The organism is Heyndrickxia sp. NPDC080065, from assembly GCF_050281185.1.
In the GTDB taxonomy this organism is placed as follows: domain Bacteria; phylum Bacillota; class Bacilli; order Bacillales; family Bacillaceae_C; genus Heyndrickxia.
On the sequence record NZ_JBNNWS010000003.1, the window covers coordinates 268,182 to 287,775 of the forward strand.

Genomic DNA, 19,594 nt, shown 5'->3' on the forward strand with positions numbered 1-19,594 from the left:
AGGGGAAAGTAAATTTTCGAACAAAACGAAGTAAATTGGAGAACTTCTTGATTTCAAAACTTCCTACATTATAATTTTGAAATACAGGTTCTTGAAAAAATTCTAAAGTTACATTGGGATTTTCGAACTAGGGATTTTACTCTTTAAATGATTAGAAGGAACTGTGAGAAGAGGGGAACTCTAAGAGGATTTCCTTAATTATTATTCGATACGTAAACAAAATTTCCTTCTGCATTATAAAAAAACTTAAGCGGGACGATGGACCTGACCCTGTGTCCCAACCGGGACACGGGACCAGGCCACTCGTCCCACAGAAACGGACCCTTCATCCCTATGCTGTTCCGAGTTGGACGCCTAGTTTTTTTAGGTATTGACGGTAGGCGATGCTTACGCGGTCGCAGACTAATGATAGTTCGATTTGAAGATCAAGTGGAAGTTCTTCTGGTTTTTGGTTCTCTACTACCGGCTTGTCCTGGGCAAAGATATGGTCTTGGAATGCAATAATTTCTTCATCTGAAATACCAGGATCATAGCTGAAGGATAAAATTCCATAGGCAATGGATTTGTTTTCATCAACAGGTCGGATGGTTAATAATATCGTCAATAATTGATTTGTTTCCTTGTCTTTCTTTGTAAAACGAACGGTAAACGGACGTAAGATCTCGTACGTATAATATACATACTTCGGTTTTCCTGAACCGTCTGGATCTGGCTGATAAATGGCAATTTCATCCGAATAAATCCGATCTTCCTCCCAATGAACATTATAATTAGCCACTTCCCGATGACTATCTGTTCCTAAATAACCACTATGAACAACCGCCAAGTGGCCAACATCGAGAAAGTTTTCAATAATTCTAGGCGGCTTAGCATTCACTTCTTGCGGTCCCCAAATAACATTCCGATACCCTGCTGCCTCCATTTCCGGATATGGAAAAAGCTCTGGTTCATTACCAGCAAGATTCACCCAAATAAAACCATATTTTTCGATACAGGAATATTTTATTGCTTTCGCCTTTCTAGGAACCGGACGTCCTTTTGGCAATTGAGGAATATGCACGCATTCTCCATTCGAATTGTATTCCCATGCATGATATGGACAAACAAGACAATCATTTTTCACTTCACCAAGTGAAAGTGCAGCTCCTCTATGGATACAAAGATCTTTAAAAGCATGAATCCCTTTGCTATTTCTAAAAATAGCGATTCTTTCCCCCATTAACATAACTTGAATAGGTTTTTCTTTTACATCTGTTGATCTGCAAGCTACAAGCCAATCTTCCTTCAATACTTTATCATCTAGCATCTACTATTTCCTCCTTAGGACTCTTTTTAATGCATTTAAAAGCAATATTTTTACGCCCAATTTGAAAAGATAGAAAAAACACGTCTCTAAATTTAATGAAAATTTCTTTAAAAACGCGATAACTTAACTTTATTTTATGCATCCCCAATAAAAAGGTCAACCTAAAACACGAATGAAAATATTATTAAACAAAAAAATATTCGTATTTTATGTACATTTTCATTTTTTTTATTTATAATCCTATTATTGATAACCGAAATACGAACTAGGAGGAGTCGGTTTTGAAAAGTCATAATAATAATATAATTGTTGGGGTAGATGATAAGATTAGTTTTGGAAAAGCACTGCTTCTTGGGATGCAGCATGTATTGGCAATGGATTTATACATTGCACCTATTATTATTGCTGGGCTTCTTTCCTTAAGCACCGAAAACACATCATTTTTTATCCAAATGTGCTTTCTTGCCACTGGACTTGCTACATTGATTCAGACTGGTTTTGGAATTAAGCTGCCTGTCGTACAAGGTCCTTCCTATGTACCAATTGGTGCGATTGCAGCGATCGGTGGAAAACTTGGTTTGGGGGCAATTGCCGGAAGTTTAATACCCGGTGCTATTCTTATTTCACTACTTGGATATCCATTAAAATGGTTTGCAAAAGCAGTAAGAAAGGTTATTCCACCTATTGTCGGGGGAACAGTAATCATTATTGTCGGAATTTCTTTAATGCCTGTTGGAATGAATAATATTTATCATGCCAAAGGAGATATTGGGACGAATATTCTTATTGCAGCGATTTCAGCTGGTGTCCTCGTTCTTTGTATGCTGCTCGGTCGAAAAATGCATGGAGTAGGAACCTTTTTCCGCCTAGTTTCTGTTATCGTGGCGATTTTGGTAGGAACCATTTTCGCAAGTTTCTTCGGTGCTGTTGATTTTTCACCAGTTAGAGATGCTGCTTGGTTTTCATTACCTAGCTTGTTCCCATTCGGAAAACCAGTATTTAATATAGGTGCTATTCTTTCTATTGGCTTTGTTTATTTTATTATTTTAATCGAAACAACAGGAACTTGGTTTGTGGTGTCAACTGTAACTGGTAAAGAATTGGATGAAAAGCGCTTAAATCGTGCGGCTTTCGGTGAAGGTCTCGGTTGTCTTGTAGGATCACTTTTTGGCAGTACGCCAATGACAGGTTATTCATCAAATGCTGGTTTGCTTGCGGTTACAGGAGTGGCAAGCAGGATGGCGATCATGGCTGGTGGAGGAATATTAATCTTTTTAGGGCTTGTACCTAAACTTTCAGCGGCGATTACTTGTATTCCTGAGCCCGTTATTAACGGGATATTTGGAATCGTTTGTGTAGCCATTGTCACAAACGGAATGAAAGTCATTCAGCCAATCTATATTAATGATCGAAACATGATGATTATCGGAATTCCAATTCTCTTAACCATCGCCGTAACCGTATTACCAAAAGAAGTCCTTAACAACACACCTGAATGGGTAAACTACATCCTATCATCAAGCATGACCATCGGTGCCCTAGCAGCACTAATCTTGAACCTCATAATTCCTGCGGATAAAGAATAACGGGACAGTCGGTCTGGTCCTTTGCTGGCGGGACAGAGGGTCTGGTCCTCTGTCCCTTCTAGGTGGTGTGGGACGCGGGGTCTGGTCCAATGTCCCTTAAGAACCAGACCCCGCGTTCCATTCATCTTGAAGGATTCCCATGTGAATGATGTCATGCCAAGCTCCATTTCTGTACAAGCTTTGTCGGGATGTTCCTTCATGTTTGAAACCTAACCTTTTATAAAGATTAATTGCTTTATCGTTGAAGGAAAAGACTCGTAATGAAACTCGATGTAAATTCATTTCAAGAAAAGCATAGTTAAGAAGCAATGTCAGGGCTTCCGTTCCAATCCCTTTTCCCCAATAGCTTTTTTCTCCAATATCAATAATACATTCTGCTTGGCGGTTTTTATAATCGATATTTATTAATGAGGTAATACCGATTGGTGTATCTGACTCCTTGTCCATAATGATGTAACTCTTTGAGGAACTCGAACCAAGTATTATGTGATTAACAAAATCTTTCGTTTCTTCAATATCATACGTATCTAAAAAGGGATTGCTTGAATGCATAACCTCCATGTCATTTCTCCAGACATGATAAATTTCGGTATCGTCTGATCTCATTTTTCTCATCATAATTTTAGGTGATTCAAACATCATCAATAATCACTCCTTCATTATTTTTTCCTTCGAAAAAAGCATTGCTTCCAAGGAATGTTCAAAAGCTATAAGTTGAGTCTTCACTTTGGTTTTTTCAGCCCCCAACTGAAATGTGTCTAGCATTAACCCATCAAAGAAAGAAATAAAATAAAGGGCAATGGCTTCTGGTGATAAAAGTGGGAAAAATTCCTCCTGATCTATTCCTTTTTGGATAAAATTTTGGATAGCATTCTTCAGGTTTTCATAACGTTCTGTAATATAGGGGAAGTTTTCTTTATCATAGGTAAATTTAGATGTTAGAAAAAATTCTGCCTTCGCTCGAACAAGTGAGTGATGAATACCATCTATATTCTGTTGTTGTAACCTGAGCCAGTTAGTTAACTGAGTCCATAATGGATGCTCTGAAGAGGGCTCAAAAAATAGGATATCGTCCTGATCATCAAGCTGGAGAACTTCCATAAAAAGATGATCGATATGATTAAAATAAGCATAAAGCCCACCTCTAGACACGTTAGCTTCATCCATAACATCTTGCATAGTCACATGTGTATATCCTTTTTCAATAAACACACGTCTCGCTGCTTGCAACAACTCACTTTTCTTTTTCCTTTTATACTCCTCACTTACTCTTGGCGACAAAATCATCACCTCCATTTTTATTATAAAATAGACATTAATGTCGTTTATTATTCATAATAATAAACGACATTAATGTCGTTGTCAACAAGATAGAATTCCTCTAAAAGAAAGTGTTATACAACATAACTAGTTCTAGAAATGGGATGTATTATCGTTTTCATGAAAAAAATTTTTCATAAATTAAGATAAAGAAGTACTTGTCTCCTCGTTCAAGGATGATTTTCTTGTTTCTATCAGGCCATTTCTGAAAATCGGGTCACGTTAACCAATCCTTCATTAAAAATAAAAATGAAACAATAAATTTGCTGCAACGTAAAAGAAGTATAGAGAATTAATTAGTTTAATACGGCTAACTTTTATTAGAGAAATATCTATATAAGATAGTCGTTTTATCTAGAATAATAATTATTTTTCTATATCAATATTTTTTCACCACATATGTTTAAATAGAATATAGAAGTACATAAATCAATGAACAGGAATTCTATAATCATTCCTATTTGTTGTTATTTTCATTGGTGTTGTAGCTTTCAAGAGAAAAAACAAGGAGTGATCACAATGGAAATGGAGAAAATTGAAGGAAAATGGGAAGGATCTATCAATATTCCAAATCAGCCCCTTCCGTTTATGATTCATTAAAAAAAAGATGGAGGAACCATTAGTATTCCGGTACAAGGTGTGAATGATTATTCTTTATCAAGTGTGAAGTTAACTAATTCCTATCTATTTTTTGATATGAAGATCCAAGGACAACAGATTACATTTGAAGGAAGAGCTGAGCAAGAAAATATTTCGGGTACATTCACACAAAATGGGCAATCCTTCCCTTTTGAGCTAAAGAAAGGGCGGGAGAACAAAAAAGAGAAGGATGAAAATACAGTTCAGATAAAATTGAAAGAAGGTCCAATGTATGGAGTGTTAGAAACTCCTCATACAAAAGGACCATTTCCGGTTATGATTTTAATTGCTGGTTCAGGACCAACTGATAGAGATGGAAATTCCCCTTTACTTCCGGGAAAAAATAATAGCTTGAAAATGCTAGCAGAAAATTTAGCTGCTCATGGAATAGCAAGTATTCGTTATGATAAACGTGGCATCGGCAACAATAGTCGTTTTCTTGATAAAGAAGAAAACCTTCAATTTGAACAATATATTGATGATGCGGCTGCATGGATTCAATTTGCTAAAAAAGATGACCGCTTTTTAAAAGTAGGGATCATCGGTCATAGTGAAGGATCATTAATTGGAATGGCTGCTTCTGCAAAAGAAGAAGTCGACACATTTATTTCAATTGCAGGAGCTGGCAGACCTATTGACCAAGTACTACTTGAGCAGCTTAGTACACAGCTTCCAGCGAATTTATTGGCAGAAGCAAAAGATATTCTTGAAAAACTAAAACAAGGCAACCAAGTACAAACAGTCAGTCCAGAGCTCCAAAGCATTTTTCGCCCATCTGTTCAACCATATATGATTTCTTGGTTAAAATATGATCCAACTGAGCAATTGAAAAAGCTTAATTGCCCTATTTTAATTATCAATGGGGATCATGATCTTCAAGTTCAAGTCACAGATGCACAAGCACTGCATGCTACAAAGAAAGAATCTCAATTATTGATTATTGATAAAATGAACCATATTTTAAAAGAGGCACCAGAAAATAAGGAAGAAAATATTGCAACCTATTCAAATCCTGATCTTCCGTTGGCTGAAGGCTTGATGGATGGAATAGTGACTTTTCTTGAGCAAGTCTAAAATTATCGCAAGTTAATTAAATAAATTTCGGTAAAAATATGGTATGTTCTTCATAAAAAAACACAATTTAGTGCACAACTAATAAGATGCTCCAATTCCTAGATATATATACAAAACAATTTCGTGTTCTAACCGCACGAATTTTCGTCGAAACCGCATGAATTAGGATCCGAACTGCATGAACCTTAACCTGAACTGCACGAAAACCCGGTCGAATCGCACAAATAAGTTTTTTCACCTACAAAAATTTCTTTCCTTAAATAAAGGAGAGTGGATACCTGCACCCACTCTCCTTTATCAATTATGACTTAGATTCTTGCATTTTTGATTTAAACAGCCACTTCATCATTGGAGGGGTCACTATTGTGGTAACTAGAACGACAACAATAATCGCTGCATATAAATCTTGATCTAGTAATTTAGCTTCCAAACCAATTGTAGCCATGATTAAGGCAACTTCACCGCGAGAAACCATAGCAGCTCCAATTCCTAATGAACTGTTCCAACCAAATCCAGCTAGCTTTGCACCAACTGATGCCCCAACTAATTTTGTAAGAATGGCCAAAATACTTAAAAATATGATGAGACCTAAATGTTTTGTAATTCCAGAAAACTGTGCAGTGATTCCGATAGAAGTAAAAAATACTGGAACGAAAATAGAATAGCCGATCGTTTCAACCTTTTGAAAAACCTCATGCTTAAATTTCGTTACACTAACTGCAACACCAGCGATATACGCACCGATAATGGCAGCTACTCCAGTATATTCAGCTAAATAAGCAAAAACAAAACAGATAATTAATGCAGATGATACGACCGTTTCTGTTACCTTTAATATGGAGAATCTATTTAAGAACCATGGAACCACTTTCCAAGCAACAAGAATGGCGCCTGCAAAGAATAGTACTTTCTTTAATATAAGAGTAGTTAAATGAACATCTCCTCCGGCAAAACTCATTAAGAATGCTAACGCAATAATTACTACCACATCATCAATGACAGCAGCCCCTAAAATAGTCGTTCCTTCACGAGTTTTTAGCTGATTCATTTCCTTAAGTGCTTGAACTGAAATACTAACACTTGTCGCCGATAGCAATAGTCCTAAAAACCAAGCTTCTAATGTTGAAAGATTTAATATGATACCAGCAAAATAACCCAATACAAGCGGTACAATAATTCCGCCAAACCCTACATAAGTTGATGCTTTACCTGTTCGTTTGAATTCATCAATATCTGTTTCCAATCCTGCGATAAACATCAACAGGATGACACCAATCTGGCTAAATGCTTCCAGTGTATCTGTCTCATTGATTAATCCTAAGACAGAAGGACCTAGTACGATTCCAATTAAAAGTTTCCCAAGTACAGAAGGCTGCTTCAACCTTACACTCAGACTTCCAGCTACTTTAGAGGCAATTAAAATAATAGCTAGTTGAAGAATTAATATCATCTAAACTCCACCTTTCTAGTTTGAATAGGCTATATTAATGATTATTGTTGAGAAGAAAACTTGTAGAGTATACTAGCTAAAACGAGTGCTCTAAGATTTTATTCTTCTCAACAACATGGCCCTTATACAAAGACAAAAAAAGCCTGTCACCAAGGGACATAGTTATCCCTTGGTGACAGGCTCCTCCAATTTGCTTCGTATTTAATTATTTTAAGTATAACATAAATTGAGCTAAAAAGCGAGCGGGACATGGGACCTGTCCCCATGTCCCAATTACTGATGAAATGAATGATCCACACGTTTCACTTTTCGTTTCGTTCTAATCCAGTGAACGATAATCGCGGCCATAAGGGTAAATCCAAGATAACCTACTAAAGGGTAAACTGTACCAACTAATTTAATGAATCCGATGAAGCTAGCGCCGAATGCTGCGATTCCAAAAAGGACGACAAATAGTTTGAATTTTGGAACTTCTCTCTTTACAATTCTTGCTGTGAAAGCATAGAGCATACCTACAGCCGTGTTATAAATCATCCCTAATAATACGATCGACATGAATATGGAAAATAAGGGTGAAATTTCATTGGCTAAATAGAGCATTGGCATTTCTTTGTCTTTGATGGTGTTTAAATGAGTAAGCATTCCAAGATTAATACATAAAATTAGAATTCCCAAGCCGATGCCGCCGAGAGTTCCTCCTAGTCCAGCCGTTTTTTCATCTTTAACTGTTCCTCCCATGACGGTAAGCATAGATGCACCTGCGGCAATGTTATAAGAAACATATAACAATGCCCCTAATCCCCAATTTGAAGCAGCCGCGTTTTGATGATTGGCTATCTGTAGAAGTTCCGAAAAGCTCAGATCCATCGTCATAAAAGAATAACCTGCAATGATGATGACAAGGGCAAGTAAAAACGGTGTAACCAATCCAATCAGCGAAATAACTTTTTGGATATTAAGGCAAACGGTCAAAATGGTTAACAGACTCATCAAGATATTTCCTACGATGCCTGGGATTCCGAATTGCTGCTCAAAGATTGAGCCGGCTCCTGCCATCATGACAACCGTTACTCCAAATAAGAAAAACGTGATAATGACATCAATGACGATCCCGAGGTATCGTCCGCAAATATGATAAATAACCTCTTTATGTGAACTTGTTTGCAAACGACTTCCAAGTTGAGTTAAATTCATTCCTAAAAACGCAAAAAGTATCGTCGCGACGATCGTACCGATCATCCCCATCCATCCAAAGCTTGTGAAGAATTGCAAAATCTCCTGTCCGGAGGCAAATCCTGCCCCGACAAGCACACCAATATATGCACCAGCAATTTGAATACTTTTTTTCATAATGGTCTCCTATTAGTTTGAATTTTTAGATAATTTTATTTAAAAAGAAAGATAAGGAAAGCCAATACCCCCTTTATCCTCTTTTAATCTTTTACGAATACGATTTTTTATAGACAGTAAATTGTTGAATGCGTTCTTGATTTGGTTCAAAACCAATTCCTGGTTTGTCAGGAACAGTAATCAGCCCATCTTCTACAACGACCTCTGGCTCAATAATATCTTGATCCCAATAACGTGAAGAACCCGCCGTATCACCAGGCATGACAAAGTTAGATAACGTGGTTAAGGCAATATTATGAGCTCTTCCAATTCCTGATTCAAGCATACCTCCACACCAAACTGGAATGTCATGTTTCTGGCAAAGATCGTGAATTCGTTTTGATTCTGTTAATCCCCCGACACGACCAATTTTTATATTAATAATTTTACAGCTTCCGAGTTCAATTGCTTTCCTTGCATCTTCATAAGAATGGATGCTTTCGTCAAGGCAAACTGGAGTTAAAATCTCTTTTTGCAGCGTTGCGTGATCAACTATATCATCCGAAGCTAACGGTTGTTCAATCATCATCAAATCAAACTCATCAAGCGCCTTTAACCGTTCAATATCATTTAAGCGATAGGCAGAATTCGCATCTGCCATTAATGGTACATTTGGAAAATGCCTTCGAACTTCCCGCATAACCTCAACATCCCATCCAGGCTTAATTTTCACTTTCATTCTTTTATACCCTTCATTTACATATCTATCAATTATTTGTAGAAGTTCTTGAACCGTTTCCTGAATACCAATACTTATTCCGACTTCTATTTGCTTTTTTTCCCCGCCTAGAGCATAAGCAAGAGGAATACCTTGTTGTTTAGCAAATATGTCCCATACAGCACCTTCCATCGTGGATTTTGCCATATTGTTCTTCCGTATGTATGAAAGAATATCGACCACTTCATCAGGGTGATGAATCTCTTTATTCAATATACTTGGGATCACAAAATCCTCTAACATATGCCAATTCGTTTTTAATGTTTCCTCATTGTACCACGGAGAATGAAATGCAACAGATTCACCCCATCCGCTGATCCCATTTTCATCTTTTGCTTCAAGTAAAAGAAACTCTTTATCCTGAAACGTTCCGAAACTTGTCGTAAACGGAAACTTCATTTTCATTTTAAGATGCCTTAATGTAACCTCTTTAACTATCATTTTTCTACCCCACCTTATATTTTTAAAATATCTTTCCGAACAAATATGTAATAGTAAATAGGTTCGTTTTCGCTTTTAATCAGTGAAACAACCGTATAGCTTTTATTAAATAATGTTTGGAAAATTGTTCTCGTTTTGTGACGCCAATCAATCGCAAGTTCTGGATTCGTACTTTTCAGTTGTTGAAAATTTGTAGGGACTGGAACAAATACAGGTTTATTATAGTCAATGTTGTTTTCGAAACCATCGACAGGATCCATCAATATCGGTAAATGGTCTTCAGTTAATTCGCATTGAAATAAAAATTGAGCCTCGTATTGATCCAGGTCAAAATGTTCTGAGACATGAGGACTGTTGATCCACCATTCAACTTTTAAACGGTCAGAAGGGAGTCCTTGGTTTAAACTGTCTTCCATTTCCCCGTAGCAATTTTCTACATATGTCGAGCTAATCGCATGTAATTTGTTTAAATTTAAATTGGCATTTCGAGTTTCAAGTGGATCATATGTCCAAGTGATTAACTCATAGCCCATTTCTTGTGCGATTTCCATTTGTGCTTGTTTTAGTCTAGCACCGATCCCTTTTACTTGATGACGAGGGTGGATGCCGAGCATATGTGAGCACAAATAGCTTTGACCTTTGCTAAAACCAGCAAAGCTGTAACTAAACCCAACCATTTCTTCATGTAAAAAAGCACCTAACAAAAAACCGCCATTTTGGGAAGCTGTGATTGTTTGATGGAGAGGAAGCGGATCCATCTTCCATATTTCCTTTTCAAGCTCTTGAACCATTTTAAGTTCAGTATTTGTTTTCAAGACTCTTATTTCAATTTCCGAACTCATGCTAACTCTCCCTTTTCATATGCATCGAAAGTATTCAATATCGTTTTTGCAAGAATTTCAATTCCAGCGTATATAGCATTTCGATTAAAGGTCATGTTCGGATGATGAAGTCCAGGCTTCAAATCACATCCTAATCCTAACATCGTGGCTTTCACATTCGGATTTTTCAGCGTATAAAAATGAAAGTCCTCCCCACCCGATGTGACAATCGGCTCTTTTAGCTGCTCTTCTCCTAATGACTCGACAATAGCTTTTTTCATTAAACGCTTAGCTACATTATTTACTTCAGCTGCCGCGACAAAAGCCTTCGTTTCTAACATAATATCTACCCCGTAAAGTTTTGCGATGCTATTCATGATGGCCTCTATTTTTTCGGTTAATTTATTCATGATTGAATTTGTTTGTGCTCGTAAATCAATACTGAATGAGGCTTTTCCTGGAATGATGTTTCCAGACTCGCTTCCAGCATGAAACTTTGTCATTTTTGCCGAGTAAGGAACCATTGGATCTAAATAAATGCTTTTCATTTCATTTATTATCGAAGCCCCTATTTCAATGGCATTTTGTCCAAGGTTCGGTCTTGCTCCATGGGCATCCTCACCGATGATTTCACCTGATAAAAATTTAGCTGACCCGTGGTAAATAGCAGGGACGGCTTGACCATCTTCTAACTCCTGAATAGGTCGAAGATGAACACCGTACAAAAAATCAACATCGTCTAATACGTTTTTTTCAACCATTTTTAATGCACCTGTTCCCTTTTCTTCTGCAGGTTGAAAAATGAATTTAAGCTTTCCGAAAGAAGGAATGTTCATCTCCTGCAAGACCAACATTGTTCCTAGAGCCATTGCCATATGTGCATCATGGCCGCACGAATGATTCGCCTGAAATTGACCGTCAACCTCCTGCCAAAGTGCATCCATATCTGTTCGTAAAGCCACACAAAAATCCCCAGAGCCTATCTCTGTGACAAGGCCCGGACAATCGGGAAACGTATCTGCAGAAAATCCTCTATCTTCTAAAAAGCGGTAAATATACTCCGTTGTTTTGTATTCCATCCAACTTATTTCCGGATGATAATGTAAATGTTCAAACACTGAATCAATCGTCGATTTAAGTTGTTGTATGTAGTCCTTCACTTTTTTCATCCCCCTTCCTATATAAAGAAATAGTCTCCATCAAGCTTTTCATATCGTTCCTTGCGCTCTTCAAATTGCTTCTGATCGTTAATCGAAACACCGGCAACCATTGCATTCAAAAAGGAAAACAGGACCGGAGCGGAATCGATGGTCGAATTTCCAGATGAACAAATTTGAAAAAGAATATCTGCATACTCCCTTATCGGAGCGACAGGAGAATCTGTGATGCCAATAACAAACGCCCCTTGTTCCTTTGCCAATTGAGCAGTTTTAATTGTTTCCTTTAAATAACGATGGAAAGAAATCGCGATCAGCGTTGATTTTTCATTCATTTCACTTATGGTTAATAACAGATCATCAGTATCCGGACGAAAAAGATGAACATTTCCCCTAGCAAGACGAAGTGTAAAGGCCAGCCAGCTAGCGGCAGAAAAGGAGGTTCGTAATCCAGAAACATAGATTGTTTCTGTTTTCACTAATTGGTCTACTGCTTTGTCAAAATCTTTCTCATTGATGTTTTGGATGGTTTCATGAATGTGCCTGCAATCCTGTTCCATAACCTTTGCAAAAAAATAAGGATGTTCAGCTAGTTCAAGTTTGTCGGAAAAATATTGTCCAAGACTGCTTTTCGTATTTAGAAGCTGTTCACGAACCATCTTTTGAAGCTCGGAAAACCCTGTTAATTGAATTGAGTAGCAAAAACGAATCACAGTTGTTTCACTCACTCCAACATGGCCACCAATTTCACTCGCCGATTTAACTGCAAAATCTCGAGGGTTTTCTACTAAATATTTAGCGACTTTCTGTTGCCCCTTTGACAGTTGATTATATTTATTTTCTATTTCCTCTCTTAAATTCATAATTTCCACCTTTATAAAAATGAAGTTTCTATTTCATTTGCTTATAAAATGAAGTTTAAACTTCATATATTATTTGATATTAAATTAACACAATATTGAGTATTATTCAATAATTTTTTTCGAAAGGGACATGGGGTCGGGTCCATCGTCCCATTTTGTTTATCCAAAAAAAGGACATAGGATCGATCTGACCTTGCGTCCCACTCCAAAAAGGGACATGGGACCTCGCGTCCCATTTAAGGTTCCTGTAAGGTTGAGCTTAAATTAGTGTAAGGTGGATATTATATAATTATTTGTAGAGAACTATTTAATATGGAAGAATCAGATATTCCCTTGGATATTCTTAGAAAGGAAGAATGAAATGCAAGTTTATGCAATACCTATTTTTATTGCACTTTTGGTTTGTTTTTTTATAGCGTTTTTATTAACTTTGCCATGGACAATTTATCAATATCGCAAATACGGGTATTTTAGTTTTTGGAAAACATTACTTATTTTAAGCTTTATCTTTTATGGATTAAGTGCCTACTTTTTAGTGATTTTCCCGATACCTAGTGTTCGAAATAATTGTGTTTCAATTGATCCGGGTGCAACTTTTACTCAACTTCGGCCGTTTCAATTCATTCAGGATATTAAGCGTGAGACGAGCTTCAATTGGAATGTGCCTTCTAGTTATATCGATTTGTTAAAAGCCCGTCCTTTCTTTCAAATGTTTTTCAATGTTTTACTTTTATTTCCTTTAGGTGTTTATTTAAGGTACTTTTTTAAGAAGAAAGTAAAGTGGATATATTCTGCTCTTATTGGATTCGGGGTATCACTATTTTTTGAGACAACTCAGCTAACAGCTCTATTTGGCACTTTTAAGTGTCCTTACCGAGTTTTTGATGTAGATGATTTAATAACTAATACTGCAGGTACTGTCCTTGGTTTTCTATTTGCTCCAATCTTTTTGGCGCTAATCCCATCTAGGGAAACTCTTAATGAGCAGAGCCGCTCCATTAGCAATCAAAAAAAAGCAACCTTTGGTGCTCAGCTGATTGAAATAATTTTAAATATTATTATTACAAATGTGATAACAAATTTTATTCTAGGATTGCTTAAAAGACCAGGAATAATCGCTGAAGAGATTTTGTTTGCAATTATTTTCTTTATACTCATGGTAGTGATCCCTGTCATCTGGAAAGGTCATACGCTCGGTTCTAAAATTGTACGTATGAAATTAATTCCGGAAAAGGGAAACTGGTTGGGGAGTTTCAGCCGGCGTTACATTATTGTCTATGTGCCTTTCTTGTTCTCAGCATTATCAAGAATATTTTCTAAGTATATGAGTAATGATCTTCTAGTTAACCTTTTTATCATTGGAATAGCTTTCCTTTCTGGACTGTTATGGTTAATTATTATCTTCCATGTCTTAATCAGATGGATAAAAAAAGACAAGGTGCCTTATTTTAACCGATACGGTCAAATACAGACAGTTAGGGACACTGGACCTGACCCCGCGTCCCGTCACCCCAAATAGGGACATTGGACCCGCCCCCGCGTCCCAGGGACACCTTGTCCCATTATGGTAAAATATAGATAAAAACATTGATTGAGGTTTGGAAAGTGAAAAAGTTGAGTTTTGGTATTATTTATGAGGTTTTACTTGTAAGTTTAGTAATTATTTCATTAGTTATTAATTTACCAGCGAATCAAAGTCGGGTATTAGATTGGTTTATATGGTCCATTTTTATGGTTGATTATGTTGTAAGAGTTATTTTAGCAAAGGATAAGTGGAAACACATAAAGAGCAATCCTTTAGACCTGATTGCTCTTATTCCACTTGATCAGATCTTTAGAACTATTCGCATCGTTAGATTAGTAAGAACACTAAGACTGATAGCCATCTTTGAAAGAAAAAATTCGCTATTTAAACAATTACTCGACAAGTATAATATAGATAAACTTCTTATTATTTTAATAGTATTGATGTTTTCGGCTTCCTTATCGATGAAATGGTTAGAGCCATCCATACATACATATGGAGAAGCATTATGGTGGTCAGTGGTAACAATGACAACTGTCGGGTATGGAGATTATTATCCAGTGACATCTGCCGGAAGGATTATTGCCGGATTTCTAATGTTTACTGGAATTACTTTAATCGGAACAATCACAGGTACAGTTGCAGCATTTTTGACTAGTAAAGAAAATAAAGATACTTCCTTGCCATTAGAATTAAGATATATTATGGAAAAGATAGAACAGTATCCTGATATTAACCCAGCAGAATATCGAATAATACAAGAGAATTTAAAGCTAATGGAAAAAAAGGAAAAAGAAGCAGGTTAAATCATTATTTTACTGTAAAAAAATAGATATCTATCTTCATAAACAATGAAAAATAGTGGGATGTGTAAAAATGAAAAAAGCACAAAAGGAAAGGAAAAAAGGAATTTTCAAAGAAATAATGACAGAAATTCGTGATTCAATTATATTCGAAGTCATTTGGAGTGTCTTATCTTTTATTCCTAGGTTAATTTTTCGTTTAATAAAACATTTAGATTAAAAGGGGATTTTAAACACACCTCTTATTCAACTGCAATATTAAGGAGAATTTTTCATTGATTGTATATACAGTACAACATATAGAAGCATACAAACAAATGCGTGAACTCGGATACCTTGAAGGATCGGAGAAATATTTGTGGAAGGAATTCAAAGAACCTTATAACTGGATGAAGAAACAAATGGAAAAAAGAATTTCTAATTATATAGTAGGAAAAAGTTATCCAATATGGGTTTGGAGAAGAAGGGTTAATAGAAATGAAAGGTCATTACTTAGCCCAGGTACTCGTGGTGTTATTTTAACGCTGGAAATTCAAGATAATCAAATAGTATGGTCTGATTTTGATTCATGGCATTTTGTGTTGAATAATTGCCCGATTACAGATAGTGAAGCTGAATGGGATGATTATCTAAAAGATGAATCGAGTTTTCCAGTAATTGATTCATGGGAAAAAATATTTAATTTCGATTATTTTCGGAATGCTGACAAAGAGTGGAATGGTCATTTTGATGAAGAGTGGATACAGAGAGTAACCCCAAGAATTACTATGGAACAAGTTAAGAAAGTTACCAGATTTATAGCTAAATAATGAAGGATTTTATATCAATTTTTTTAACATTTTTCTCTAACAACAAAAGGGATATGGGACTGAGCGTCCCATTACTCCACCCTTGTCAAAAATTCTCTTATTACACGGACATATTCCTCTGGTTCTTCTAAAAATCCTTGGTGGGCACTATTTTCAAACACATGGAATTCTGCTCCTTGTATAAGCCTGCTATGGCTCTCAACGGTTTTAGGTGCCGCTTCATCATACCTACCACAGGTAAATAGGGCCGGAAGCTGGATCTCATGTAGTCGTTTCATCACATCAAACATTTTTAAATTACCAGTCGTATAAAACTCAGATGGTCCCCACATCGTTTCATAGACAACCTCATTGCCTTTCGCAAATTCCGAATTTAACTCCTCAGGCTTCTTATCCATACGATTAACAAATCGTTTATAAAACACCTTCATTGCCTCTTTGTATTCTTCTGAATTTGTTTTTCCCTCATTCTCACATGTCGCAAGAATATCTTGAATATCCTGTGGAAGCTCTTTCCGATGCTCCTCTTGATCCCTTGCCCATTGTGGAGCGCTTAAACAAGGGCTGGAGAAAATGACACTTTTTACCCCTTCAGGCTTTGTTAACAAATAGCTAGCAGCAAGCATTGTTCCCCATGAATGACCTAAAATATGAAATTGATCTAATTCAAGTGCTTCACGAATTTGACCTAATTCTTCGACAAATCGATCAACATGCCATAACGATTTGTCTGTTGGTCGATCTGATCGCCCTGAACCGAGCTGATCATAGAAAATGACCGTTCTTTCATCTGATAATCTTTCAAGATTCATCATCGAAACATGTGTCCCGCCAGGTCCACCGTGAAGTAGAATAATAGGAGCTTTCTTGCCCTCTCCTACTTTTTTGTAGTATATTTTTCCGCCTGTAACTGGTATATAGCCTTCTATCATTTTCTTCGCATCCTTTCCAAAAATCTTCTTTCCATTCATTTTAATACATAGGGGCCTGATACAATATAAAAACATCTGGAAATCTATCAATTTTAAAAGAGGTATATAGGAGAAAGAATGAAAAATCCTTCAGAAATTTCTTCATAAAGCATTTTGTACCTTTATACTCAAACTAATATGATTTTACCAAACCCAAATAAATAAAATTCCAATACTAAGTTATACAAAATGGGCTATGAATGAAAGAATGGGACAAAGAACCTCTCCGAAAGGTTCCTTGTCCCTCCTATGCGGTGATTATTTTGATTCCTGCCTCTTCAAATTGCTGAACCTGTAGTTCTGAAACTTCTTTTCCAGTAATAAGCTTTTGTATATTTGTCACAGGAGAGACTGTATGAAGTGAGACGCCTCCTATTTTAGTATGATCTGTAACTACTATAGTTTCTTCTGCTGCATGGATCATTCCCACTTTTGCAGCGACAAGCTGTTCATCAAAATGAGTAAGACCAAATTTTGGATGAACAGCTGGTGTTCCAATAAAAGCCTTATGTACATGTAGTGTTTTTAACACTTCATTCGTAAAAATACCATTTAACATGAAGCTTTCGGGATAGAGAATTCCGCCTGTAACAATTACTTTAATTCCTTTAGAATCTCTAAGTTCTGCAGCTATATTTATATCATTTGTAACAACGGTAATATTCGATCTATTCACTAAATGTTTTGCAATTTGAAAGGTTGTTGTCCCAGAATCTAGTATGATATGTTCCCCTTCATGAATCATTTCAGCAGCTAACTTACCAATTCTTTCTTTTTCCTCCACTCGTTCTGATGCACGGATGGTAAAAGAAGGTTCTGAATTAATTCCTTCCCCTAAAACAACACCTCCATGAGTCCTTCTTAATCTACCTTCTTTCTCTATTTCTGATAAATCTCTTCTTATAGTTGCTTCATGAACATTAAACTCTTGAGAAAGCTGTGATACTGATGCAACATTATTCTTTTTTACATATTCAATAATCTTTAATTTCCGTTCAGCAGCTAACATATAAGCCCCCTCCTTTTATAATAAATACACAAATCTTTATATTTTTATCATCTTAATGTTTATTTATGTTTATCTTATTTTAAGATTATGTTTAATTTAGAATACTTGTCAAGCTTCGGGATGTTTTCTTACTAAATTAAACTCATTATTCTAGTTAGGAAAAGCTTAGTGTGCCTGGATTAGCCTTGAAAAAAACTGTTCTTCAAACAAGGTAATCTGCCTTTTGTCTTCATTGTTGGAAGGTTGGGGGCTAGGCATTGGAGCCTAGATATGGTAGAAATGATGTACTTTCATATCTTTAAAAAATGGCGTTTTTTCACATAGATTGTTAAAATCCTACTCGATATTTACTTTGTAAAATCGTTGCCGATTTTAACCTGTTGTTTTTCGAATATAAAATATAACCGTATAAATATAGTGATCGGAGAATCTTTTTGTAAATTTTATTCATTAATATTTATTAGGAATTTATTTCTATAGTCTATTTATAGGTCTAAACGCAACAAAGTTTACGAAAAGAGCCTTTAAAAAAACAGTCCACCTTCACCATCAATGAAGATAGACTGTCTTTATTTATCAGTAGTTTATTACCACTTGAAATCTAAAATTACTTTCTGCCAGCTTCTATGCTCTGCGGCAGAATCCATTGCTTTTTTAAAATCATTAGCATTTTTCACAGACACATACTCTGAAGGAAGAATAGCAAGTAATGTTTGTTGATATTCAACATCTTCCATTGCTGATAGAACCGCATGATAGTCTGGACAAGAACTACGGCTGCTTCCAAACAATGTAAGACCTTTTTCTAAAACATCTCTTGTATTAATTGGTACTCTTTCTTCAGTTACTCCCATTAGTATAAGAGAGCCGCCGCGAGATAGAAGATCGATTCCTTGATTAACTGCACTCTCACTAAATCTTCCTCCGGTACACTCTACAACAATATCTACTTTTTCACCTGATTTAAAATCATAATCCTGTACTAAAGCACAAGATGCAAATGTAAAATGAGCAAGCTTTTCTGGAATAGCTCCAAATACTTTTAATCTAGATGCATCAAGACCGTAAATATGATGAATCATCGATGCTGTTAAATAACCTACAGGACCATCTCCAAATAAAGCAACTTTAGTATTTGGTGACTCTAATTTATCCTTTACACGTCGAAGTGCATTGAAAGAAACAGTACATAGCTCTGAAAGAACTGCTATTTCATTAGGTATATGATCCGGAATAGGAATTGCACAGTCTGCAGGTAATACTAAACGATTCTGGGCAATTCCATCGTAACCACTGCCTAAAAATTTATTTTTTTCGCTATAATTATCCACAAATTCTTTATCACATGTAGAAGAACATTCTTCAGTCTCTCCTTCACCAAGCAAGGTACCCGGTATATTAGGAACAATCACAACTCGCTGTCCTACCTTTACTTCATTTGATCTACTTTCAACAACCTTTCCAATTCCTTCATGAAGAAGAGCCATAGGTAGTTTTTTGGCAAGTGCTTCAGGATTTCTTTGTCCTGTATAATAACGCAAATCTGCGTGACAAATACTTGCCATGATTGGTTCTACTACTACCTCTCCTTCTCTAACGTTACGTTCAATAGTAACTTCTTCTACTTGACCAGGTGTTAAAAGTCTAAATGTACGCGATTGTACAACGGTTTGTGTTTGTTGCATGTTTTTCCTCTCCTAACAGTTAACATTT

18 protein-coding genes are annotated in these 19,594 nt (G+C 36.2%); 6 read left to right on the top strand and 12 right to left on the bottom strand.

The genetic code is table 11. The features are described from left to right. Positions 1-331 precede the first annotated feature (331 nt). Positions 332-1,306: a Rieske 2Fe-2S domain-containing protein gene (locus tag ACQKP0_RS04815; RefSeq protein ID WP_427404679.1), complete on the bottom strand. Its 975-nt coding sequence runs from the start codon at positions 1,304-1,306 to the stop codon at positions 332-334. A 281-nt stretch (positions 1,307-1,587) separates the two neighbouring features. Here ACQKP0_RS04815 and ACQKP0_RS04820 point away from each other — a divergent pair, with 281 nt between their 5' ends. Continuing rightward, a complete protein-coding gene (locus ACQKP0_RS04820) occupies positions 1,588-2,892 on the top strand; it encodes a uracil-xanthine permease family protein (protein WP_427404680.1) in 1,305 nt (434 codons plus the stop codon). A gap of 96 nt (positions 2,893-2,988) precedes the next feature. Here the strand turns inward: ACQKP0_RS04820 and ACQKP0_RS04825 are convergent, their stop codons facing one another. Both ACQKP0_RS04825 and ACQKP0_RS04830 read right to left on the bottom strand, forming a co-directional pair. Next, on the bottom strand, positions 2,989-3,534 hold the full coding sequence (locus ACQKP0_RS04825) for a GNAT family N-acetyltransferase (RefSeq protein WP_427404681.1): 546 nt from the start codon (positions 3,532-3,534) through the stop codon (positions 2,989-2,991). A 6-nt stretch (positions 3,535-3,540) separates the two neighbouring features. Beyond that, a complete protein-coding gene (locus tag ACQKP0_RS04830) occupies positions 3,541-4,173 on the bottom strand; it encodes a TetR family transcriptional regulator (protein ID WP_427404682.1) in 633 nt (210 codons plus the stop codon). Positions 4,174-4,908: 735 nt separating this feature from the next. Here ACQKP0_RS04830 and ACQKP0_RS04835 point away from each other — a divergent pair. Continuing rightward, entirely contained in the window at positions 4,909-5,925 is a 1,017-nt protein-coding gene (locus ACQKP0_RS04835; protein ID WP_427404683.1) for an alpha/beta hydrolase family protein, read from the top strand. Between the two features lie 301 nt (positions 5,926-6,226). Here the strand turns inward: ACQKP0_RS04835 and ACQKP0_RS04840 are convergent, their stop codons facing one another. From ACQKP0_RS04840 to ACQKP0_RS04865, 6 genes are all read right to left on the bottom strand, one after another. Further along, entirely contained in the window at positions 6,227-7,372 is a 1,146-nt protein-coding gene (locus ACQKP0_RS04840; RefSeq protein ID WP_427404731.1) for a cation:proton antiporter, read from the bottom strand. Between the two features lie 276 nt (positions 7,373-7,648). After that, positions 7,649-8,725, bottom strand: coding sequence for a YkvI family membrane protein (locus ACQKP0_RS04845; protein ID WP_427404684.1), 1,077 nt, complete (start codon positions 8,723-8,725; stop codon positions 7,649-7,651). Positions 8,726-8,816: 91 nt separating this feature from the next. Further along, positions 8,817-9,923, bottom strand: a complete 1,107-nt coding sequence (gene menC / locus ACQKP0_RS04850; protein ID WP_427404685.1) for an o-succinylbenzoate synthase — start codon at positions 9,921-9,923, stop codon at positions 8,817-8,819. Between the two features lie 14 nt (positions 9,924-9,937). Then, positions 9,938-10,765: a GNAT family N-acetyltransferase gene (locus ACQKP0_RS04855; protein WP_427404686.1), complete on the bottom strand. Its 828-nt coding sequence runs from the start codon at positions 10,763-10,765 to the stop codon at positions 9,938-9,940. Further along, positions 10,762-11,904: a M20 peptidase aminoacylase family protein gene (locus ACQKP0_RS04860; RefSeq protein ID WP_427404687.1), complete on the bottom strand. Its 1,143-nt coding sequence runs from the start codon at positions 11,902-11,904 to the stop codon at positions 10,762-10,764. The genes ACQKP0_RS04855 and ACQKP0_RS04860 overlap by 4 nt, the downstream gene beginning before the upstream one ends. 17 nt (positions 11,905-11,921) lie before the next feature. Continuing rightward, complete coding sequence (locus tag ACQKP0_RS04865; RefSeq protein ID WP_427404688.1) at positions 11,922-12,764, bottom strand: MurR/RpiR family transcriptional regulator; 843 nt, start codon at positions 12,762-12,764, stop codon at positions 11,922-11,924. A gap of 361 nt (positions 12,765-13,125) precedes the next feature. Here ACQKP0_RS04865 and ACQKP0_RS04870 point away from each other — a divergent pair, with 361 nt between their 5' ends. The 4 genes from ACQKP0_RS04870 to ACQKP0_RS04885 all read left to right on the top strand — a co-directional run bounded on the left by ACQKP0_RS04870 (position 13,126) and on the right by ACQKP0_RS04885 (position 15,901). Then, positions 13,126-14,283 (top strand): VanZ family protein, encoded by a 1,158-nt coding sequence (locus ACQKP0_RS04870; RefSeq protein ID WP_427404689.1) that lies wholly within the window; start codon positions 13,126-13,128, stop codon positions 14,281-14,283. An 86-nt stretch (positions 14,284-14,369) separates the two neighbouring features. Next, positions 14,370-15,095, top strand: coding sequence for a potassium channel family protein (locus ACQKP0_RS04875; RefSeq protein ID WP_427404690.1), 726 nt, complete (start codon positions 14,370-14,372; stop codon positions 15,093-15,095). A 70-nt stretch (positions 15,096-15,165) separates the two neighbouring features. Next, entirely contained in the window at positions 15,166-15,312 is a 147-nt protein-coding gene (locus tag ACQKP0_RS04880; RefSeq protein WP_427404691.1) for a hypothetical protein, read from the top strand. A gap of 55 nt (positions 15,313-15,367) precedes the next feature. Further along, positions 15,368-15,901: a DUF3841 domain-containing protein gene (locus ACQKP0_RS04885; protein ID WP_427404692.1), complete on the top strand. Its 534-nt coding sequence runs from the start codon at positions 15,368-15,370 to the stop codon at positions 15,899-15,901. A gap of 71 nt (positions 15,902-15,972) precedes the next feature. Here ACQKP0_RS04885 and ACQKP0_RS04890 read toward each other — a convergent pair whose 3' ends face one another. The 3 genes from ACQKP0_RS04890 to ACQKP0_RS04900 form a co-directional block, all read right to left on the bottom strand. Then, entirely contained in the window at positions 15,973-16,872 is a 900-nt protein-coding gene (locus tag ACQKP0_RS04890) for a proline iminopeptidase-family hydrolase (RefSeq protein WP_427404693.1), read from the bottom strand. A gap of 247 nt (positions 16,873-17,119) precedes the next feature. Next, entirely contained in the window at positions 17,120-17,881 is a 762-nt protein-coding gene (locus tag ACQKP0_RS04895; RefSeq protein ID WP_427404694.1) for a DeoR/GlpR family DNA-binding transcription regulator, read from the bottom strand. Positions 17,882-18,468: 587 nt separating this feature from the next. Then, on the bottom strand, positions 18,469-19,566 hold the full coding sequence (locus ACQKP0_RS04900; protein WP_427404695.1) for an alcohol dehydrogenase catalytic domain-containing protein: 1,098 nt from the start codon (positions 19,564-19,566) through the stop codon (positions 18,469-18,471). Between the last annotated feature and the right edge of the window lie 28 nt (positions 19,567-19,594).

Excerpts from the sequence above, each read along its gene's own strand:
- ACQKP0_RS04815 (WP_427404679.1), bottom strand. The coding sequence starts at position 1,306 with ATGCTAGATGATAAAGTATTGAAGGAAGATTGGCTTGTAGCTTGCAGA.
- ACQKP0_RS04880 (WP_427404691.1), top strand. The coding sequence starts at position 15,166 with ATGAAAAAAGCACAAAAGGAAAGGAAAAAAGGAATTTTCAAAGAAATA.
- ACQKP0_RS04855 (WP_427404686.1), bottom strand. The coding sequence starts at position 10,765 with ATGAGTTCGGAAATTGAAATAAGAGTCTTGAAAACAAATACTGAACTT.
- ACQKP0_RS04865 (WP_427404688.1), bottom strand. The coding sequence starts at position 12,764 with ATGAATTTAAGAGAGGAAATAGAAAATAAATATAATCAACTGTCAAAG.
- ACQKP0_RS04825 (WP_427404681.1), bottom strand. The coding sequence starts at position 3,534 with ATGATGTTTGAATCACCTAAAATTATGATGAGAAAAATGAGATCAGAC.
- ACQKP0_RS04895 (WP_427404694.1), bottom strand. The coding sequence starts at position 17,881 with ATGTTAGCTGCTGAACGGAAATTAAAGATTATTGAATATGTAAAAAAG.
- ACQKP0_RS04870 (WP_427404689.1), top strand. The coding sequence starts at position 13,126 with ATGCAAGTTTATGCAATACCTATTTTTATTGCACTTTTGGTTTGTTTT.
- ACQKP0_RS04890 (WP_427404693.1), bottom strand. The coding sequence starts at position 16,872 with ATGAATGGAAAGAAGATTTTTGGAAAGGATGCGAAGAAAATGATAGAA.
- ACQKP0_RS04835 (WP_427404683.1), top strand. The coding sequence starts at position 4,909 with ATGAAGATCCAAGGACAACAGATTACATTTGAAGGAAGAGCTGAGCAA.
- menC (WP_427404685.1), bottom strand. The coding sequence starts at position 9,923 with ATGATAGTTAAAGAGGTTACATTAAGGCATCTTAAAATGAAAATGAAG.
- ACQKP0_RS04845 (WP_427404684.1), bottom strand. The coding sequence starts at position 8,725 with ATGAAAAAAAGTATTCAAATTGCTGGTGCATATATTGGTGTGCTTGTC.
- ACQKP0_RS04900 (WP_427404695.1), bottom strand. The coding sequence starts at position 19,566 with ATGCAACAAACACAAACCGTTGTACAATCGCGTACATTTAGACTTTTA.